The 16,938-nt window shown below is 43.5% G+C and carries 17 protein-coding genes and 4 tRNA genes; 12 read left to right on the forward strand and 9 right to left on the reverse strand.

Going from position 1 to position 16,938, the window contains the following annotated elements:
• Positions 1–2 precede the first annotated feature (2 nt).
• From ubiA to O4M77_RS04965, 3 genes are all read left to right on the forward strand, one after another.
• Entirely contained in the window at positions 3–881 is an 879-nt protein-coding gene (gene ubiA, locus O4M77_RS04955; protein WP_004782764.1) for a 4-hydroxybenzoate octaprenyltransferase, read from the forward strand.
• Positions 882–987: 106 nt separating this feature from the next.
• Positions 988–2,238 carry an alpha/beta hydrolase family protein gene (locus O4M77_RS04960; RefSeq protein WP_284879210.1) on the forward strand — a complete coding sequence of 417 codons (1,251 nt, stop codon included), beginning with the start codon at positions 988–990 and terminating at the stop codon, positions 2,236–2,238.
• A gap of 111 nt (positions 2,239–2,349) precedes the next feature.
• Positions 2,350–2,610, forward strand: a complete 261-nt coding sequence (locus O4M77_RS04965; RefSeq protein WP_004782761.1) for a hypothetical protein — start codon at positions 2,350–2,352, stop codon at positions 2,608–2,610.
• 5 nt (positions 2,611–2,615) lie between these two features.
• On the opposite strand, the gene O4M77_RS04970 is transcribed toward O4M77_RS04965, so the two are convergent.
• From O4M77_RS04970 to O4M77_RS05000, 7 genes are all read right to left on the reverse strand, one after another.
• A complete protein-coding gene (locus O4M77_RS04970) occupies positions 2,616–3,059 on the reverse strand; it encodes a DUF2726 domain-containing protein (protein ID WP_004782760.1) in 444 nt (147 codons plus the stop codon).
• Positions 3,060–3,121: 62 nt separating this feature from the next.
• Positions 3,122–3,197, reverse strand: a tRNA-Asn gene (locus O4M77_RS04975).
• A gap of 6 nt (positions 3,198–3,203) precedes the next feature.
• A tRNA-Asn gene (locus tag O4M77_RS04980) sits at positions 3,204–3,279 on the reverse strand.
• Between the two features lie 279 nt (positions 3,280–3,558).
• Positions 3,559–3,634 (reverse strand) — tRNA-Asn (locus O4M77_RS04985).
• Positions 3,635–3,640: 6 nt separating this feature from the next.
• Positions 3,641–3,716, reverse strand: a tRNA-Asn gene (locus tag O4M77_RS04990).
• A gap of 147 nt (positions 3,717–3,863) precedes the next feature.
• Positions 3,864–4,490: a superoxide dismutase gene (locus O4M77_RS04995; RefSeq protein ID WP_004782758.1), complete on the reverse strand. Its 627-nt coding sequence runs from the start codon at positions 4,488–4,490 to the stop codon at positions 3,864–3,866.
• Positions 4,491–4,643: 153 nt separating this feature from the next.
• Positions 4,644–5,402, reverse strand: coding sequence for a Nif3-like dinuclear metal center hexameric protein (locus O4M77_RS05000; protein ID WP_284879211.1), 759 nt, complete (start codon positions 5,400–5,402; stop codon positions 4,644–4,646).
• A gap of 170 nt (positions 5,403–5,572) precedes the next feature.
• On the opposite strand from O4M77_RS05000, the gene O4M77_RS05005 reads away from it, so the two are divergent.
• The 9 genes from O4M77_RS05005 (at position 5,573) to O4M77_RS05045 (ending at position 13,581) form a co-directional block, all read left to right on the forward strand.
• Complete coding sequence (locus tag O4M77_RS05005) at positions 5,573–6,754, forward strand: S1C family serine protease (RefSeq protein WP_284879212.1); 1,182 nt, start codon at positions 5,573–5,575, stop codon at positions 6,752–6,754.
• Positions 6,755–6,891: 137 nt separating this feature from the next.
• Positions 6,892–7,149 carry a hypothetical protein gene (locus O4M77_RS05010; RefSeq protein WP_284879213.1) on the forward strand — a complete coding sequence of 86 codons (258 nt, stop codon included), beginning with the start codon at positions 6,892–6,894 and terminating at the stop codon, positions 7,147–7,149.
• A gap of 79 nt (positions 7,150–7,228) precedes the next feature.
• Entirely contained in the window at positions 7,229–8,020 is a 792-nt protein-coding gene (gene rutD, locus O4M77_RS05015) for a pyrimidine utilization protein D (RefSeq protein ID WP_284879214.1), read from the forward strand.
• Positions 8,021–8,356: 336 nt separating this feature from the next.
• Positions 8,357–9,463 carry a pyrimidine utilization protein A gene (gene rutA / locus O4M77_RS05020; protein WP_004646490.1) on the forward strand — a complete coding sequence of 369 codons (1,107 nt, stop codon included), beginning with the start codon at positions 8,357–8,359 and terminating at the stop codon, positions 9,461–9,463.
• Positions 9,460–10,179 (forward strand): pyrimidine utilization protein B, encoded by a 720-nt coding sequence (gene rutB, locus O4M77_RS05025; protein ID WP_284879215.1) that lies wholly within the window; start codon positions 9,460–9,462, stop codon positions 10,177–10,179. Before rutA ends, rutB begins: the two co-directional genes overlap by 4 nt.
• Before the next feature lie 74 nt (positions 10,180–10,253).
• Positions 10,254–10,634 (forward strand): pyrimidine utilization protein C, encoded by a 381-nt coding sequence (gene rutC / locus O4M77_RS05030; RefSeq protein ID WP_004646493.1) that lies wholly within the window; start codon positions 10,254–10,256, stop codon positions 10,632–10,634.
• Positions 10,635–10,779: 145 nt separating this feature from the next.
• Positions 10,780–11,295, forward strand: coding sequence for an NADH-dependent FMN reductase RutF (rutF, locus tag O4M77_RS05035; protein ID WP_416359251.1), 516 nt, complete (start codon positions 10,780–10,782; stop codon positions 11,293–11,295).
• A gap of 33 nt (positions 11,296–11,328) precedes the next feature.
• The gene (gene rutG, locus O4M77_RS05040; RefSeq protein ID WP_284879217.1) at positions 11,329–12,690 is read left to right on the forward strand and encodes a pyrimidine utilization transport protein G; all 1,362 of its coding nucleotides are present in this window, start codon (positions 11,329–11,331) and stop codon (positions 12,688–12,690) included.
• A gap of 51 nt (positions 12,691–12,741) precedes the next feature.
• The gene (locus tag O4M77_RS05045; protein WP_323714088.1) at positions 12,742–13,581 is read left to right on the forward strand and encodes an NAD(P)-dependent oxidoreductase; all 840 of its coding nucleotides are present in this window, start codon (positions 12,742–12,744) and stop codon (positions 13,579–13,581) included.
• Between the two features lie 133 nt (positions 13,582–13,714).
• Here the strand turns inward: O4M77_RS05045 and O4M77_RS05050 are convergent, their stop codons facing one another.
• Both O4M77_RS05050 and O4M77_RS05055 read right to left on the reverse strand, forming a co-directional pair.
• Positions 13,715–14,107: a carboxymuconolactone decarboxylase family protein gene (locus O4M77_RS05050; protein WP_180015134.1), complete on the reverse strand. Its 393-nt coding sequence runs from the start codon at positions 14,105–14,107 to the stop codon at positions 13,715–13,717.
• Positions 14,108–14,274: 167 nt separating this feature from the next.
• Positions 14,275–16,779 (reverse strand): acyl-CoA dehydrogenase, encoded by a 2,505-nt coding sequence (locus tag O4M77_RS05055; RefSeq protein WP_284879219.1) that lies wholly within the window; start codon positions 16,777–16,779, stop codon positions 14,275–14,277.
• Positions 16,780–16,938 lie beyond the last annotated feature (159 nt).

The raw sequence follows: 16,938 nt of genomic DNA on the forward strand, positions 1-16,938 counted from the left end.
ATATGGCAACTGCACAAGCAATTACTTGGCGTGAACGTCTGAGCGCCTATTATTATCTTTGTCGTTTTGATAAACCAATTGGCACAGAGCTGGTCTTTTGGCCGACCATGTGGGCGCTATGGGTCGCAGCAAAAGGAATCCCTGATCTCAGTATTCTGGTGCTGATGATTCTAGGTGTAATTTTTATGCGCGCAGCGGGTTGTGCCATTAATGACTTTGCCGACCGTAAAGTGGATGCGCATGTCGAGCGTACCAAAACTCGTCCACTGGCAACTGGCATCATTAGTGGTAAAGAAGCGGTGATGGTCTTTCTAGTGCTCGTCGCAGCCAGTGCCTGCCTGTTATTTTTCCTACCGATTGAAACCTTTTACTGGTCATTTGGCGCGTTATTTTTAGCGTTCATTTATCCATTTATGAAACGCTATACCCATTTGCCGCAGGTATTTTTGGGAGCTGCGTTTTCCTGGTCCATTCCTATGGCCTATACCGCAGTGGGACAGACACCGGACTTAACTTGTTGGCTTCTCTATTTTGGCAATCTGGCTTGGACCGTGGCCTATGACACGCAATATGCGATTACCGATCGTGAGTATGATTTAAAGATTGGCGTAAAATCCACAGCCATTTTATTTGGTCAGCATGATATTCAGATCATTAGTACCTTACAGGCTCTAAGTCTGGTCTTGATTGGCTCAGCATTATGGATTGAGGATTTGCTGATTCCATTTGGTCTGATGGGGCTTCTAGCCGTCGCAATTGATTTTATTTACCAATGGTCAAAAACTCGAGATAAGGACCCGCAACGCTGTTTCTGGGCTTTCCGTCATAACCGTTGGGTGGGGCTGATGATTTTCCTTGGAATCTTTGCCGCGCTTCTGTAACTGCACCTTGTCGATTCATAACAAAAGCATCCTATAAGGGTGCTTTTTTTTATGCTTAATTCAAGATTCTTCATGAAAATCATAAACAACAATAAGGGATTAGAATATGAATAATGTAGTGAAAAACGGTTTCAAAAAAACCTGCCTGGCAGTGGTATGTTCCATGTCATTGTTCATGACTGCGTGTAATGACGATGATAATGATTCGTTCCGACCCCAGGAAAGGGTGTTTTTAAGTCAACAGTCTTATGATGAGGATACCTTGCCTGAAGCGGCGGATATTCAAGTCATACGCTATAATATGCCAAACGTAAATGGTGAACGGGCTGAAGCGACAGCCATGGTGTTTTATCCAAATACACCTCAACCTCAAGACGGATGGAGGGTGGTGGTTTGGGAACATGGCACGGTGGGTAGCGGTGATTCTTGTGCACCAAGTAATAACCAGCTGAATAATAATTTTAGAGGACTGGCCAGCAGCTTGCTTGCACAGGGATATGTGATTGTTGCACCCGATTATGAAGGATTAGGTACTCGGGGGATTCATCCTTATTTAAATTTAAAGAGTGCTGCACAATCGGCTATCTATGCAGTAAGAGCCTTTAAAGAACAACAAGGAAATCGATTTAATGGTGCTTGGGTCTCAGTGGGACAATCCCAGGGAGGACACGCATCACTTGCCACAGCCCAGTTTGCCGATGAAGATCCAAATTATAAGGCGGCAGTTGCAGCAGCTCCGGCCTCAAGTCTGGGCTATATTATCAGTGAAGTAGCACCGCAAGCGCTCAGAGCTTTGGTTGAGGCTGGGCAAGATAATGCTGCGAAAGCGGTCTATGCAGAATTACTGGCATATGCGGCTTATGTGGCTGTAGGGATTAAAGCTTATGAACCAGGCTTTAACTATCGCAATATATTCTCAAGCCGTGCAGGGATTGTTGCTGAAAAGGCGGAAGGGACGACTGGAGAAAATGGACTTTGTTTAGGGCCGCTGATTACTGAATATATGCAAGATATTGATGATTATCTAGTGAATAATCCAGAAAAAACGGTCGTGGACTATCCGGGATTAGTAGAAAACTTCCAGAATAATTCGTCGGTTGAAAAGTTCCTTAAGAATAATCAGCCTGCAACTGAAAAAATTAATGTTCCTGTGATGATCATTCAAGGTACTGCAGATATGGCTGTTCCGTATCCAGTGACAAATACATTACAACAAGGCTTGAAAGATATGGGAACCACAGTTAATTTTGTAGAGGTAGAGAATGCTTCACATACCGAGGCTATTGTAGAAAGCAGAACCCAGCTGCTGACCTTCATCAATACCTATATGCCTTCAGGTATTTCTGTCAGTCCTTAATCCTAAAAGGAGCTTCGGCTCCTTTTTTATTCCTTGTGATGCTAGGCCTTGAGCAATCATTTAAGTTTGTTATAGTGACTTAGGATTATAGGTTATGAGTATAGGCTTGTTATGTCGGAACAGACAAAACCCCGCAGTATCAAAAAACTGCTTATCTTTGGAACCCTGGCTTTATGTGTTCCGATTTTTTTAGTGACGATGGCATTTTTGGCTGTTAATAGTGATGCAAAAAATCAGGAAAAATATAAACAGCAACAGGCGGATATGATTGCCCGGATTGAAGCACGCGAAGCAGCTGAAAAATCAAAGGCAGAGCAGGAGGCTCAAGCAACTCAAGCTGCTTCCGAAGCTGAAACAAATTCCTCTCATTAAACTATTTATCTCAAATCTCTTTGTAGCTGCCGGATCGTTGGGATTTCAGTGTAGCGGACGACCGTATAGCCGGCAGCAATCAGCATCGCATCGCGTTCCGCATCTTCCTGTTCCTTTCCAATATGGGTTGGATCATCCAATTCTATAATCGCCACTACATTATATTCCCGGTCCATCACCACAAAATCGGTCACTTTACGGTTGAACTTGCTGCGCATTTTCATATTGTCATGTGTGATCAAAGCACTAAATGCGACCTGTGCCAGAATGTGATGATGCGGAAAAGCATCTTTCAGGCGAGTAAACATCTTGCTTTCGAAAGCTGTAATGACACGCTTGGGATAGAATTTCTTCTGGCGGGTAAACAGATGGGGGAAGAGCAGGCAAATTAAGGCAAAGCTTGCCAGACAGCCAATCACAAAGAATATAAACTGACTCAAATCAAACACGGATCATAAAAGAGAAAAGAATAAAAAAACCCACTTCGCAATGAGTGGGTTTTTCAGAATCTTGGCTCTCCCACCTGGGCTCGAACCAGGGACCTGCGGATTAACAGTCCGTCGCTCTACCGACTGAGCTATGGGAGAATAGATTGGCTCTCCAACCTGGGCTCGAACCAGGGACCTGCGGATTAACAGTCCGTCGCTCTACCGACTGAGCTATTGGAGAATCTGCAAGCGATTATAGAGAGATTTAAAAAGGGGTCAAGGCACTTTTATAAAAAAGCTGAAAAAACTGAATCAAGTGTTTTAAAAATAATCAAAAATGATTGTAGTTCAAAATGTTATGTTTATGTAAACCCAGATTAAGGGTAGAGGGGTTGCGTGATTATTCGCTGCCATGGTTGAGAGTCGCTAAAATTATAAACAAGACTCATATAGATATTTAATCCCAAAAAGATAGACATAAAAAAACCCACTTCGCAATGAGTGGGTTTTTTTAGAATCTTGGCTCTCCCACCTGGGCTCGAACCAGGGACCTGCGGATTAACAGTCCGTCGCTCTACCGACTGAGCTATGGGAGAATAGATTGGCTCTCCAACCTGGGCTCGAACCAGGGACCTGCGGATTAACAGTCCGTCGCTCTACCGACTGAGCTATTGGAGAATCTGATGCGCATTTTAGGCAGGAAAATAAAGACCGTCAATCAATTCCTGTAAAGAAATGAATCATTTGCTTTTTTAATATGCACCTCAGGCCTAAAAATAAAAAAATCACCCATAAAGGGTGATTTTTTAAGCTGGAAATAAAAAATTATTTCTCAACACCAGCAGGTTGACCTGCATATTTCGCATTTGCGTAGTCCCAGTTCACCAGGCTTTCTAGGAAAGTAGAGATGTATTTAGGACGAGCGTTACGGTAGTCGATGTAGTAAGCATGTTCCCAAACATCGATTGTCAACACAGCAATTTTACCGTGCGCCATTGGAGTGTCGGCATTTGAAGTTTTAAGGATAGACAGGTTACCGTTTACTTCATCAGCAACTAACCAAGCCCAACCTGAACCGAACTGAGTTGCAGCAGCAGTTGCGAACTCTTCAGCGAATTTTTCGTAAGAACCGAAAGCTTCGTCAATTTTTGCAGCCAAAGCGCCAGTTGCTTTACCGCCACCGTTTTTAGTCAAGCAGTTCCAGTAGAATGTGTGGTTCCATACTTGCGCAGCGTTGTTAAATACACCTGCTTTAGATGAATCACCAGCAGTTGCTTTGATGATTTCTTCTAGAGTTTTGCCTTCAAGCTCAGTACCAGCGATCAGGTTGTTCAGGTTAACCACATAAGTGTTGTGGTGTTTGTCGTGGTGGTATTCTAAAGTTTCTTTGCTGATGTGTGGAGCAAGAGCGTCGTAGTCGTATGGTAATGGTGGTAAAGTAATGGTTGTCATGTTTTCAATTCCTTGCATTTTGCTGGGTTTTGACAATAAGTGGCGTTATTGTAATAGATTCTTAGGCAAAAATGGGCACTGTGTATAAATAACAATACAGAATAAAGCCTGAAAATTTAAAGATAAAGCCACTCATCTACTTGCCAATCGAAATTAAATCGGATTGTTTAATTCGAAATAACTATACTTAATATTAAATTGTTCTGAAATAGCTTTAGCCAGACGTTGTACACCATATTTTTCAGTGGCGTGGTGGCCGCAGGCATAATAATGCACATCCAGTTCCTGAGCATCATAAAAAGTACGCTCACTGACTTCGCCAGAAATATAAGCATCACAGTCTTGTGCCGCCGCTTTATGAATATAATCCTGTGCACCACCAGTACAGAAACCGACTTTTTGAATCAGGCTTTTTTCAGCAGGTAAATGCAGCGCATCATAGCCAAGTCTTTCTGATACATAGGCCTTGAATCCTTCTGGCGTCATGGCCTGCTTTAAATAACCAATATTCCCAATTGGACGGCGCTCACTCGGATCAAGCTGTTCTAGGTTTTCCAGTTCCAGCAGGTCTGCAATCGCAGCATTATTTCCCAGAGTTGGATGGCTGTCTAAAGGCAGATGATAACCGACAAGGGAAATATCATTTTGGATCAGGCTTTTAATTCTTTTACCACGCATCCCAGCAATCGGGTAGGCTTCGCCTTTCCAGAAATAACCATGGTGAACCAATAATAAATCAGCACCTTGTTCAATTGCAGCTTCGATTGCAGTTTGTGAGGCAGTAACCGCACATAAAATTTTATTGACTTCAGCTCGGCCTTCGATCTGTAAGCCATTCGGTGCATAGTCCTTAAATTCGGAAGATGCCAAAGTCTGATCGCACCAGCGGATAATATCGTTTAAATTCGCCATAAAATTCCTGTCAGTTTATAAATTTGCCAATTCTTATTTATATGTCCAATTGTAACTAAAGCAGCACAAATCTCTGTGGATTTTTTTGTGTTTAGTTATGTATTTGGCATTACAATAGGATACAAATCAATTAGTCATCAACGAATTAAAATATTTTAGAGGATAGCAAAGTGCGCCGCACCTTTACATGGTTACCTTGGGTGTTACTGATTTTAGTCATTATCGGTTTTTTGGGGTGGCAGCAGCTGCAGAAACCTAAATCACCGATTGCGCCGGATGGCGTAAAAATGCCTGCTGAAAAAGTAGAACCGTTGATTGATACTTCGCGTTCTGGAGGGGTTGTCTCCTATAGTGCCGCCGTGAAAGTCGCAGCACCTGCGGTGGTGAATATCTTTACCACACAAAAAGTAAAACAGCAGGCGCATCCTTTACTGACTGATCCAGTCTTCCGTGAATTTTTCGGTGATCAGTTGCCAGACCAGTTTGGTCAGAGTCCAAATGAAAACAGTTTAGGTTCAGGTGTAATTGTACGTCCTGATGGTTATATCCTGACCAATAACCACGTGATTGCACAAGCAGACCAGATTGTGGTGGCCTTGCATGATGGACGCCGTGCCGAAGCCAAGGTCGTGGGTACAGACCCAGATACGGATTTGGCTGTAATCAAGATCGAACTTGAACAATTGCCAGTTTTGCCATTCAAGCTGAGTGGCAATGAAGTCGGTGATGTTGTTCTGGCTATTGGTAACCCGTTTGGTGTCGGTCAAACCGTGACTCAGGGGATTATTTCTGCGACAGGCCGTTCTGATCTGGGCATCAATACCTATGAAGACTTTATTCAGACAGATGCTGCAATTAACCCGGGTAACTCGGGTGGTGCATTGATTGATGTTGCTGGTAACCTGATCGGGGTAAATACAGCAATCTTCTCCCAAACAGGTGGCTCACTGGGGATTGGTTTTGCGATTCCCGCTAAAATCTGTCAGCAAGTGATGAATGCAATCCTGAAAGATGGCCGTGTCGTGCGTGGCTGGCTGGGTATCAGTCTGTTGCCGACAGAACGTAATGATGTTTTGCAACCTAAAGAATCAGGTGTAGTGGTCGCTGAAGTGCTGGAAAATGGACCTGCAGCAAAAGCTGGCATCCAGCGTGGTGATAAAATCATTAAGGTGAATAATGAAGTGATTACTTCTGCCTCACATCTGATTAATTTTGTCGCTTTACAGGCCCCAAACAGTACTGTTCAGATTGAAGTAGAACGCGCTGGAAAAACTATGACACTGGATGTGGTGATTAGTGAACGTAAAACGCAAAGCAGTTCTTCACAATATATTCCTTTACCACGTCAGTAATTTTTTCTTCAGGAAAATCCCTCCATGTGAGGGATTTTTTATGCACGCTGTATTTACTATAGATACAAAACAAAAATATTTTATGTGAATTAAATCATTTAACTTCATTGAATAAAAATCAAAAAGGGTGAAGAACAATGAGTTTTATAACTGCGGACCAAGCCAAAGTTTTATCGAATGTAGCCAACTTGAATATTGAAATGTACAAGCCTCGCTTGGCTCAACTGATTGAAGATAATGCCCGACTGGGCAATACCGCTGTGCTAACGGTATTTCCTAAACATTTGCCTCTAGAAGAAATTCGGGGTCTTTCGGCAGAGCTGACTGAGCTCGGTTATAACGTGCGCTTTGAAGTGCAGGAGTTTTATTATAGCTTTAATGTCTACTGGCTATAATTTTATCAATTGTTCAAAAAAATCCTGTTTAGGCATATATTTTGCTGCATTTACCTCATAACGAAACTATGAGAAATTTATGTCTTTATTTATTCATCCTGCAGCACAGGCAGATGCACCTTATGTGGTGCTTTCATCTGGACTGGGCGGGCATGCCAGTTTCTGGAATCCTCAAATTAGAGTTTTACAGCAGCATTTTCATGTAGTCACTTATGATCAGGAAGGCTGTCATTCAGATTCTGAGCTATTGCCCACGTCTTATTCGATCGACCATATGGCCGGCCAGATTCTGGATTTATTGATCAATGATGGCATTCGAGAGTTTCATTTCATCGGGCATGCATTGGGCGGACATATCGGCATGCAATTAGCGACCTATCAGGCTGAAAGAAAGTTTAAGCTACTCAGTCTGACCATGTTAAATGCTTGGGGAGAGCTGGATGCTCATACTCAGAAGTGTTTCGAAGCCCGGACTTCGTTATTGCTCAATAGCGGGGCAGAGGCATATGTGAGAGCACAGGCTTTATTTCTTTATCCGCCGCAGTGGATTTCAACCCATATTGATCAGTTAACCGAAGCAGAAAATAAGCAGCTCCTTGACTTTCCACCGATCCAAAATGTTCTGGCACGCCTACAAGCCGTGCAGGCTTTTAAACTGAACGCAGAACATCGTCAGGCACTCAAGGATATTCCTGTGCATTTGCTTGCTAACCAAGATGATTTTCTGGTGCCTTATCAGCGATCACAACAATTACAACAATGCCTGCCGCATAGTCACCTCAGTTTGCTTGATACAGGTGCACATGCATCTACTGTGACCGAGACAGATCAGGTGAATCAACTGATCCTTTCATTCCTGATTTCCCCTTAGTTTGAAGATTTTTTTAAAGCCAGACCTCGTGTCTGGTTTTTCATTTTTTCTAATCAATTATTTTTGTAGCATCAGCATGGTTTTTACTTCGAATTGATGCATGAACTGCAAATGCACAAATTGCTACGAGTGCACTTGAATGAAACAGTATGTGCAAAATTGACTCATAGGTGAAAATGGTTATTTTACTAAAAATTCAAAAAATAAAATATTAAGTATTTGATAAATATTAATTAAATAGAGTTGGCACACGCTTTGCAATGCTTATCTTGTAAATAAAATTCCTGAAGTGGAATCAGAAATTTGAATAAGTGTTAAAAATAATGAGGTGTGAAAATGAAAATAGGTGTCTTCTGTCCAATCGGAAATAATGGCTGGTTACTCTCTGAAAATGCACCGCAGTACATGCCGACTTTTGAGTTAAACAAACAAATCGTACAGCGTGCTGAGCACTATGGTTTCGATTTCGCACTTTCTATGATCAAGCTGCGTGGCTTTGGTGGCAAGACTGAATTTTGGGAACATAACCTGGAAACGTTTACCCTGATGGCAGGTCTTGCGGCTGTCACCAGCAAAATTAAAATTTTCGCAACTGCCGCAACTCTGGTGATGCCACCCGCAATTGTCGCGCGTATGGCATCAACCATTGATTCGATCTCAAATGGCCGTTTTGGTCTGAATGTCGTGACCGGCTGGCAGCCACCTGAATATACCCAAATGGGCATGTGGCCAGGCAATGACTATTTTGGTAAACGCTATGAATATCTGTCTGAATATGTACAAATTCTGCGTGAACTTTGGGCGACTGGTAAATCAGACTTTAAAGGCGAACATTTCCAGATGGAAGATTGCCGTGTTAGCCCACGTCCACAAGCCGACATGAAGATTATCTGTGCAGGTCAATCTGATGCAGGTTTAGAGTTTTCTGCACAATACGCTGACTATAACTTCGTGTTTGGTAAAGGCCTGAATACTCCAACAGCTTATGCAGAAATTAATGACCGCCTGAAAGAAAAAACAGATGTGACTGGCCGTGATGTACAGACTTATGTGCTGTTTATGGTCATTGCGGCAGAAACCGATGAAGAAGCTCAAGCCAAATGGCAGCACTATAACGATGGTGCCGACATGGAAGCGATTAACTGGCTGATGAATCAAGGCGGTAAAGATACCACTTCCGGTGCAGACACCAATATCCGTCAAATGGCTTCTAGCGTATCTCCAGTGAATATCAATATGGGTACGCTGGTGGGTTCTTATGAAAATGTGGCACGAATGTTGGATGAAATTGGTGAGATCAAAGGTACGGAAGGCGTACTACTAACTTTTGATGATTTTATTCAAGGGGTTGAAGACTTTGGTCAAAAAATCCAGCCGCTAATGAAATGCCGTGATCATATTGTCATTGAAGATGAAGCGCCAGTTTTGGAGAAAAGCGCATGAGTGAATCAGTCGTAACAGCCGGTTTTACGGAAAAACTCGGCACAGGAAAAACGCTTAAAGCGGAACCCGAAGCGATTTGTCTTGCACCAGAACAGACAGCCTTGATTGTGATTGATATGCAAAATGCCTATACCTCTCAGGGTGGCTATCTGGATCTGGCGGGCTTTGATGTCTCGAAAACCAAGCCCGTGGTTGAAAATATTAAAAAGGCCGTTGATGCCGCACATGCAGCCGGTATTCAGGTGATTTATTTCAAAAATGGCTGGGATGCAGAATATAAGGAAGCGGGTGGTAAGGACTCTCCAAATTTCCATAAATCCAATGCCTTAAAGACCATGCGTAAACGTCCTGAATTACAGGGGCAATTGTTAGCAAAAGGTGGTTGGGATTTTGAGCTGATTGATGAGTTAAAACCACTGCCACAAGACCTGGTGATCGAAAAGCCACGTTATAGCGGTTTCTTTAATACCGCGCTGGACAGCATGTTGCGTGTAAGAGGAATTCGCAATCTGGTCTTTGTGGGGATTGCCACCAACGTGTGTGTGGAGTCGACACTACGTGATGGCTTCTTCTTAGAATATTTTGGTATCGCACTTGCTGATGCCTGCCATCAGGCCGGTCCAGTCGAAGCGCATGAAGCCAGTCTGTATAACATCAAGACTTTCTTTGGCTGGGTATCAGATACCAAAAATTTTGTAGAGACCTTTCAAAAATAAAGTGAGTCACTAAAAGAAACTAAATTAGCTGTAAGCGCATAAAGAATTAAAGAACAGAATTAAGGAAAAATAGTATGCCTAAAGAAATCATTATTCCAGCAGGAACATCGAAACCATTAGCACCGTATGTACCGGCAACCAAGGCAGACAATATCGTGTATGTATCCGGTACATTAGCTTTTGATGAAAATAATAATGTGGTGCATGTCGGTGATGCCGCAGCACAGACCCGTCATATTCTGGAAACTATCAAGCGTGTGATTGAGGAAGCAGGCGGCAGTATGGATGACGTGACCTTTAACCATGTCTTTGTCAAAGACTGGGCAGATTATGCTGCGATTAATGCAGTTTATGCAGAGTATTTCCCGGGAGATAAGCCGGCACGGTATTGCGTACAGACAGGTTTGGTCAAACCTGATGCGCTGGTCGAAATTGCTTCGATTGCCCATGTATAAGTCGATCTACCTGATTCAATCTCATTACTAGATGCCCCAGGTCTGAAACTGAATATTGACTTGGGGGCGGGAGAACAGCATGAATGCCAAACTATCTAAAATCATTACAGAAACAGTTGCAGAAAATAACGCATTAAATAAGGTTTTGGCGACTAACGCATCAGATGACATCTTTACCCAAGTTGATCAGCAGATTTTCCGTCAAGGCATGTCCAATCTCGGGGCTGCAGTCAATGTCATTACCACGCAAGGTGAGGCAGGACAGGCAGGATTTACTGCCTCAGCCGTATGTAGCGTGACGGATACACCACCAACGTTGCTGGTGTGTCTGAACCGTTTTGCTTCAGTTTATGAAACCTTTAAAAAGAATCAGGTGTTGTGTGTGAATACCCTGGCATCACATCAACAACATCTTTCCAATCTGTTTGGTGGAAAAACACCAATGGCAGAGCGTTTCAGTCAGGGGAACTGGAAAACTTTGGTGACCCAGTCACCTGTACTTGAGGATGCCTTAGTCAGTTTTGACTGCGAGGTGGTCCAATGTTTATCCGTAGGCAGTCATGACGTGCTGTTCTGTGAGGTGAAAGCGATGTGCCAGAGTCAAGGCAATGCGCTGATGTACTTCAACCGTTCTTACTGTGAGCCACACAAAATGTGCTAATTCAATTCAATCCTAATCAAGGAGGGGAAGCCGATGCAAGAAAAAGAAACGTGGTTTCCAAAATTTAAGCCTTACCAAGGCAATCTCGATACCACACCCGTGCAAACAGATGAATATCTGCCTGCTGGAAAAAGTATTATTCTCGGGTTGCAGCATGTGTTTGCCATGTTTGGCGCAACCGTGCTGGCACCCTTATTAATGGGGTTTGATCCCAATCTCACGATTTTCATTACTGGGATTGGGACCATTTTATTTTTCCTGATCACGGGCGGTCGATTGCCTAGTTATCTGGGATCAAGCTTTGCCTTTATTGGTGCGGTCGTCGCAGTGACGGGTTATTCAGGGGTTGGAGCCAATCCAAATATAGGATTAGCCCTTGGCGGTACGATTGCTTGCGGTATTGTCTATGCCTTGATTGGGCTACTGGTGATGAAAACTGGTACCAACTGGATTGAAAAACTGATGCCACCTGTAGTGACAGGCGTGATCGTGATGATCATCGGTTTGAACTTGGCGCCCGTGGCGATTAAGAGTGTTTCAGCGAACCAGTTTGATTCGTGGATGGCTTTAATCACGATTATCTGTATCAGTGTGATTGCTGTGTTTACCCGAGGAATGGTACGCCGTCTATTATTGTTATTGGGCTTATTATCTTCCTACCTGATTTATTTCCTTTTCACCAATGTGATGGGCTTCGGACCTGCGATTGATTTTACCAAAGTCAGTGAAGCAGCATGGTTTGGTTTGCCGAATTTCCAGAGTCCGGTCTTTGAAATGAATGCCATGCTGATGATTGCACCAGTGGCAATTATCTTGGTTGCAGAAAATCTAGGGCACTTTAAGGCAGTCTCTGCGATGACCGGTAAAAACCTGTCTCCATATATGGGTCGTGGTTTCTTTGCTGATGGGGTGTGTACTTCATTGTCCGCTTCTGTCGGTGGTACGGGGATGACCACTTATGCTGAAAATATCGGTGTGATGGCAGTCACCAAGGTTTATGCAACCACGGTATTTGTCTTCGCGGGTATCTTCGCGATTTTACTCGGACTTTCGCCTAAATTTGGTGCAGTGATCAGTACCATTCCAGTGGCTTTATTGGGTGGTGCATCGATTGTCGTATTTGGTCTGATTACGGTGGCTGGTGCAAAAATCTGGGTAGATAACAAGGTTGATTTTACCAAGAACAGTACGCTGATTATTGGTGCCGTGTGTCTGATCATGGGTACAGGGAACTATAGCTTGCAGATTGGTGGTTTTGATCTAGGGGGTATTGGTACTGCGACTTTAGCTGCGATCTTACTCAATCTATTCCTGAATCGTGGTGAAGATAAAGAATTGCCAGCCTCTGAACCAGCTGAAACCATAACTGAGGTTGAGGCTAAGCCAGTCGCTTAAAATGAGGAGTATTTTTTGAGTCATACAATTGCATTTTTAGGACTCGGGGCAATGGGCTGGCATATGGCCTCCCATCTGCCAAAACTCGGACATCAGGTTTGGGTCTGGAACCGGACTGAACAGAAAGCTGTAGCGCATGCTGAAACTTTTGTAACGCAGGCAGTTGGTATTGAGCAGGCGGTTCAGGCAGATTTTATCTTTTCCTGTTTGCCGACCAGTCAGGATGTAGAAGCATTAATTGCAGCTCATCCACCCAAACAAGGGGCAATCTGGATTGACTGTACCAGTGGTGTACCGGAATCAGCACAGAAACTGGCGAAGCTCTTGGAGCAACAAAGCAGTTTTTATCTGGATGCACCGGTTTCTGGCCAAACCATTGGAGCGGAACGCGGTACTTTAACTGTGATGGTCGGAGGCAATGAACAAGCCTTTGAACAAGCCAAACCGATTATTGAAGCCTTTGCTGGTCTGATTGAATATGTGGGAGAAAGTGGTTCTGGTTTTGCGGTAAAAGCCGTGAATAATACCCTAATGGCGACTCACTTGTGGGCCCTGGCTGAAGGGCTGACTGTACTGAAAGGACAGGGAGTTGATTTAAGCAGTGCACTAAACTGTATTAATCATTCTAGCGGTAAAAGCAGCATGTCGGAAAATATCATGGCGCAGCGTGTACTGAACCGTGAGTTTCACAAGACGTTTGCACTGGATTTGTTGCAGAAAGATATTGGCATTGCTTTGGAGCTGGCACAACAACAGCAACTGGATTTATCAGTGATGTCTTTGGTTCAGCAGGAATTTCAGCAGATTTCCAAGCCACAGGCTAGCCAGCTGGATTTCTCCGCTGCGGTGCAAGGCTTGGAGCAACGTACTCAAATTGAATTAAGAGGATAATCTTTTCAAACAATATTAAAGACAGTGTTAAAGAAGTTATAGCTATAGATATATCAGTTTAAAATTTAAAAAGCCGGGAATTTTAATTCCCGGCTTTATTATTGATAAGCCAGTTAAATAGCCTAAGCAATTCTTAATTCTGCTGATTCGCTTGATATTCCTGAATTACTTCAAGCGCTGCACGGAAGGCTTCCTGAGTGGCAGGGGCACCGCAGTAAGGTAGACTATGTAACAGTACTTCCTGAATTTCTTCTACTGTTGCGCCATTATTCAAAGCGCCACGAACATGGCCTTTCAATTCAGTCGGGCTTTTTTGCGCTGTAAGAAAAGCGATAGTAATTAAAGAACGGTATTTACGTGGTAAAACCCCTTCACGTTGCCAGGTCGAACCCCAAGCATGTTCATTAATCCAGTCCTGTAAAGGTTGGGTAAAAGGAACTGTATTGTCCTGAGCGCGCTTTACAAAGCTTGCACCCATCACTTCAGTACGGACTTTCAAGCCATTTTCATAATCTTGTTGTGACATCATTGACCCTCAATTTTATTATGGGTCTAGCTTAACGTTTTATATTCTAAATACCATCGTGCAATGGTCGTAAAAAAGTGGCTAAATAGCCACTTGAGATATCCAAAGTGAAGTCAAGAAATAACTTCACTTTGGAAAGCAAGATCCGATTGAGATAAGAGATCTATCTAAGGGCTGGTTGAATGTGAAGGTGCACTTTGAACTGATGTATCAGTACCTGTCGCATCTGCTTTCGAAATATGAGGATTTTCAAGTTCAAATACTTCTTGTAAATGCAGATCGAAGACATCAGTCAACATGCTGTCATAGCGACGCGCATTATAGTGCAGTAACTTATTGGCTTCTTCTTCATTAATAAAGCCTTGTTCATGCGCATCAGCCACATGATCAGCAAAACTGAGTCCTTTAAATTGACCTTTGTTTTCGGCTTTTTTAAAGCGATCCCAAAGCTGCTCAATCTCCAATAACATGGTGAAGGTTGATTCCATACGACCATTCACATCATCTTCCGCTGTGCTATAGAAAACATGCTTTTTCAGTACCTTCCGGAAAGCGTTATCTTCCATCATGACATTTGCGACTTCCTGTTTAAGTCGGTCAGATGGTTTCGCGACAGGGCGGCCAAATGGGAAACAGATGAGTTTGACCATGCCAGCAGCAACACCCACCGGGAAGTTTGCAAACAGGTCATAAAACGCTTCTTGAGCGGTATATAAAGATTTCTCAATTGCCAATTGTGCATGCAGACGTTCAGCTTCAGTTTTTTTGCTATGTTCAAAGAATTTCAGGATTGCCGTGGCAATGAACAGATGGGCATGAATATCAGCCAGACGGCCAGAAAGCATTTCCTTGCGTTTAATATCACCTGCCAATAGACCTAAACACATATCTGCAGTCAGGGCAAAGTTGGCACTGAGCCGGTTAATGATCTTGTAATAAGGACGGGTAAAATCAACCGCACTTTGTGGCGCAGCACTTGAACCACCGCTAAAAGCATAGGCAAAAGAGCGGGCAGTCCGGTTAAAGGTATAACCCAGATGTTTAAACAACATAGTATCGAATGGATTCAGAGCGGCTTTCGGGTCTTCAGCTTGCAGAAGCTGTAATTCTTCATACAGATAAGGATGGCAACGCATCGAACCTTGGCCAAAGATCATTAATGAACGGCTCAGAATATTGGCGCCTTCGACTGTAATCGATACTGGAATAGCCTGATAGTTAAGAGCCAGGAAGTTACGAGGCCCCATTTGAATAGCACGACCGCCCACGACATCCATACCGTGATTGACAATTTTACGCATGGTCTCAGTGGCGTAGTATTTGGCAATTGCCGTCATGACTGCTGGTTTACCACCTTGGTTCAGACCACAAGTCACTAAATAACGGAAAGCTTCCAGCATATAAGCATCACTGGCAATTTCGCTATTGGCTTCCTGTACGCCTTCAAATTTACCCACCGAAATCTTGAATTGCTGACGGATTCGCGAGAATGCGCTGACATTCAGATAAGTCATTTCGGCACTGGAGGTAGACAAAGCCGGTAAGGAAATACCACGGCCAACCGCTAGACATTCCATCAGCATACGCCAGCCCTTACCGGCATTTTTCACGCCACCAATGATCCAGTCTAAAGGAATAAATACATCCTTACCTTCAACAGTACCATTCATAAAAGGGGAGCCAGGATTATGACGTGGACCGACTTTTACCCCTTCATGATTGGCCGGTAGCAAGGCACATGTAATCCCATAATCCGTTTTATCACCGAGTAGATGATCAGGGTCATACATTTTAAAAGCCAGACCGACGACAGTAGCAATCGGTGCTAAGGTAATCCAGCGTTTGGAAAAATTCATTCTCAAACCGAGAACTTCCTGACCTTCAAACTGCCCATAACAGATCACACCGGTATCTGGAATTGCACCGGCATCTGAACCGGCTTCAGGACTGGTCAGACCAAAACATGGGATTTCTTCACCTTTGGCCAGACCGGGTAAATAACGATTTTTTTGCTCATCGGTACCATAATGTAGTAACAACTCACCCGGCCCAAGTGAGTTAGGCACCATACAGCTCACAGCAGCAGTGAGAGAGCGTGAAGAAATTTTGCTCATCACCCGGCTTTGAGCAAATGAACTAAAGGCACGACCGCCGTATTCTTTGGGAATAATTAGTCCCAAGAAACCATTATCTTTAATGTATTGCCAGATATGTTCAGGCAGCATTTTCTTCTCATGGATTTCCCATTCATCCAGCATGCTACACAGTGTTTCGACTTCGTTATCCAAGAATGCCTGTTCCTCAACAGAGAGTTTTGGATAAGGATAGCTATTAAAGGTTTCCCAGTTCGGCGCACCCATAAAGAGTTCTTTTTCCCACCAGCTGGTGCCGGAATCAAGAGCCTCACGTTCTGTCGGGCTAATGCTCGGCATGGCATCCGCTAAAGCCTTATAGGCTGGCCTGGAAATGAAAGACATACGCAAAGGTTCGATCATGACGACCAGACTGATCAGGATCAGGGGAATACCCAGAATCAGTGACCAAGGACTGATAAAAGCACAAACCACTGACATGACAATAAGGGTAATTGCACCAATGGTACGGGAGAGTTGAAAAAAGAAAATCGCCCATAAACTGGCAATGAGAAGAAGTACGGCGAAAATAAATAGCATTGTTATATTTCTCCAGGGTCATACAATTGTGATGCTGCCGATCTCCCTAAGGTGTCTTCATAAGACTTGATCAATTTTTTTACATCGCTTAAGCAACTGGCAAATTCACAATTGTTGTTGTGAGAACGATCGTTATTAAATATTTCAACGATATATTGA

The organism is Acinetobacter sp. YWS30-1, from assembly GCF_033558715.1.
In the GTDB taxonomy this organism is placed as follows: Bacteria; Pseudomonadota; Gammaproteobacteria; order Pseudomonadales; family Moraxellaceae; genus Acinetobacter.

Coding starts and splice junctions, on each gene's coding strand:
- ubiA (WP_004782764.1), top strand. CDS start 3: ATGGCAACTGCACAAGCAATTACTTGGCGTGAACGTCTGAGCGCCTAT.
- O4M77_RS04960 (WP_284879210.1), top strand. CDS start 988: ATGAATAATGTAGTGAAAAACGGTTTCAAAAAAACCTGCCTGGCAGTG.
- O4M77_RS04965 (WP_004782761.1), top strand. CDS start 2,350: ATGTCGGAACAGACAAAACCCCGCAGTATCAAAAAACTGCTTATCTTT.
- O4M77_RS04995 (WP_004782758.1), bottom strand. CDS start 4,490: ATGACAACCATTACTTTACCACCATTACCATACGACTACGACGCTCTT.
- O4M77_RS05000 (WP_284879211.1), bottom strand. CDS start 5,402: ATGGCGAATTTAAACGATATTATCCGCTGGTGCGATCAGACTTTGGCA.
- O4M77_RS05010 (WP_284879213.1), top strand. CDS start 6,892: ATGAGTTTTATAACTGCGGACCAAGCCAAAGTTTTATCGAATGTAGCC.
- rutD (WP_284879214.1), top strand. CDS start 7,229: ATGTCTTTATTTATTCATCCTGCAGCACAGGCAGATGCACCTTATGTG.
- rutA (WP_004646490.1), top strand. CDS start 8,357: ATGAAAATAGGTGTCTTCTGTCCAATCGGAAATAATGGCTGGTTACTC.
- rutB (WP_284879215.1), top strand. CDS start 9,460: ATGAGTGAATCAGTCGTAACAGCCGGTTTTACGGAAAAACTCGGCACA.
- rutC (WP_004646493.1), top strand. CDS start 10,254: ATGCCTAAAGAAATCATTATTCCAGCAGGAACATCGAAACCATTAGCA.
- rutG (WP_284879217.1), top strand. CDS start 11,329: ATGCAAGAAAAAGAAACGTGGTTTCCAAAATTTAAGCCTTACCAAGGC.
- O4M77_RS05045 (WP_323714088.1), top strand. CDS start 12,742: ATGGGCTGGCATATGGCCTCCCATCTGCCAAAACTCGGACATCAGGTT.
- O4M77_RS05050 (WP_180015134.1), bottom strand. CDS start 14,107: ATGTCACAACAAGATTATGAAAATGGCTTGAAAGTCCGTACTGAAGTG.
- O4M77_RS05055 (WP_284879219.1), bottom strand. CDS start 16,779: ATGCTATTTATTTTCGCCGTACTTCTTCTCATTGCCAGTTTATGGGCG.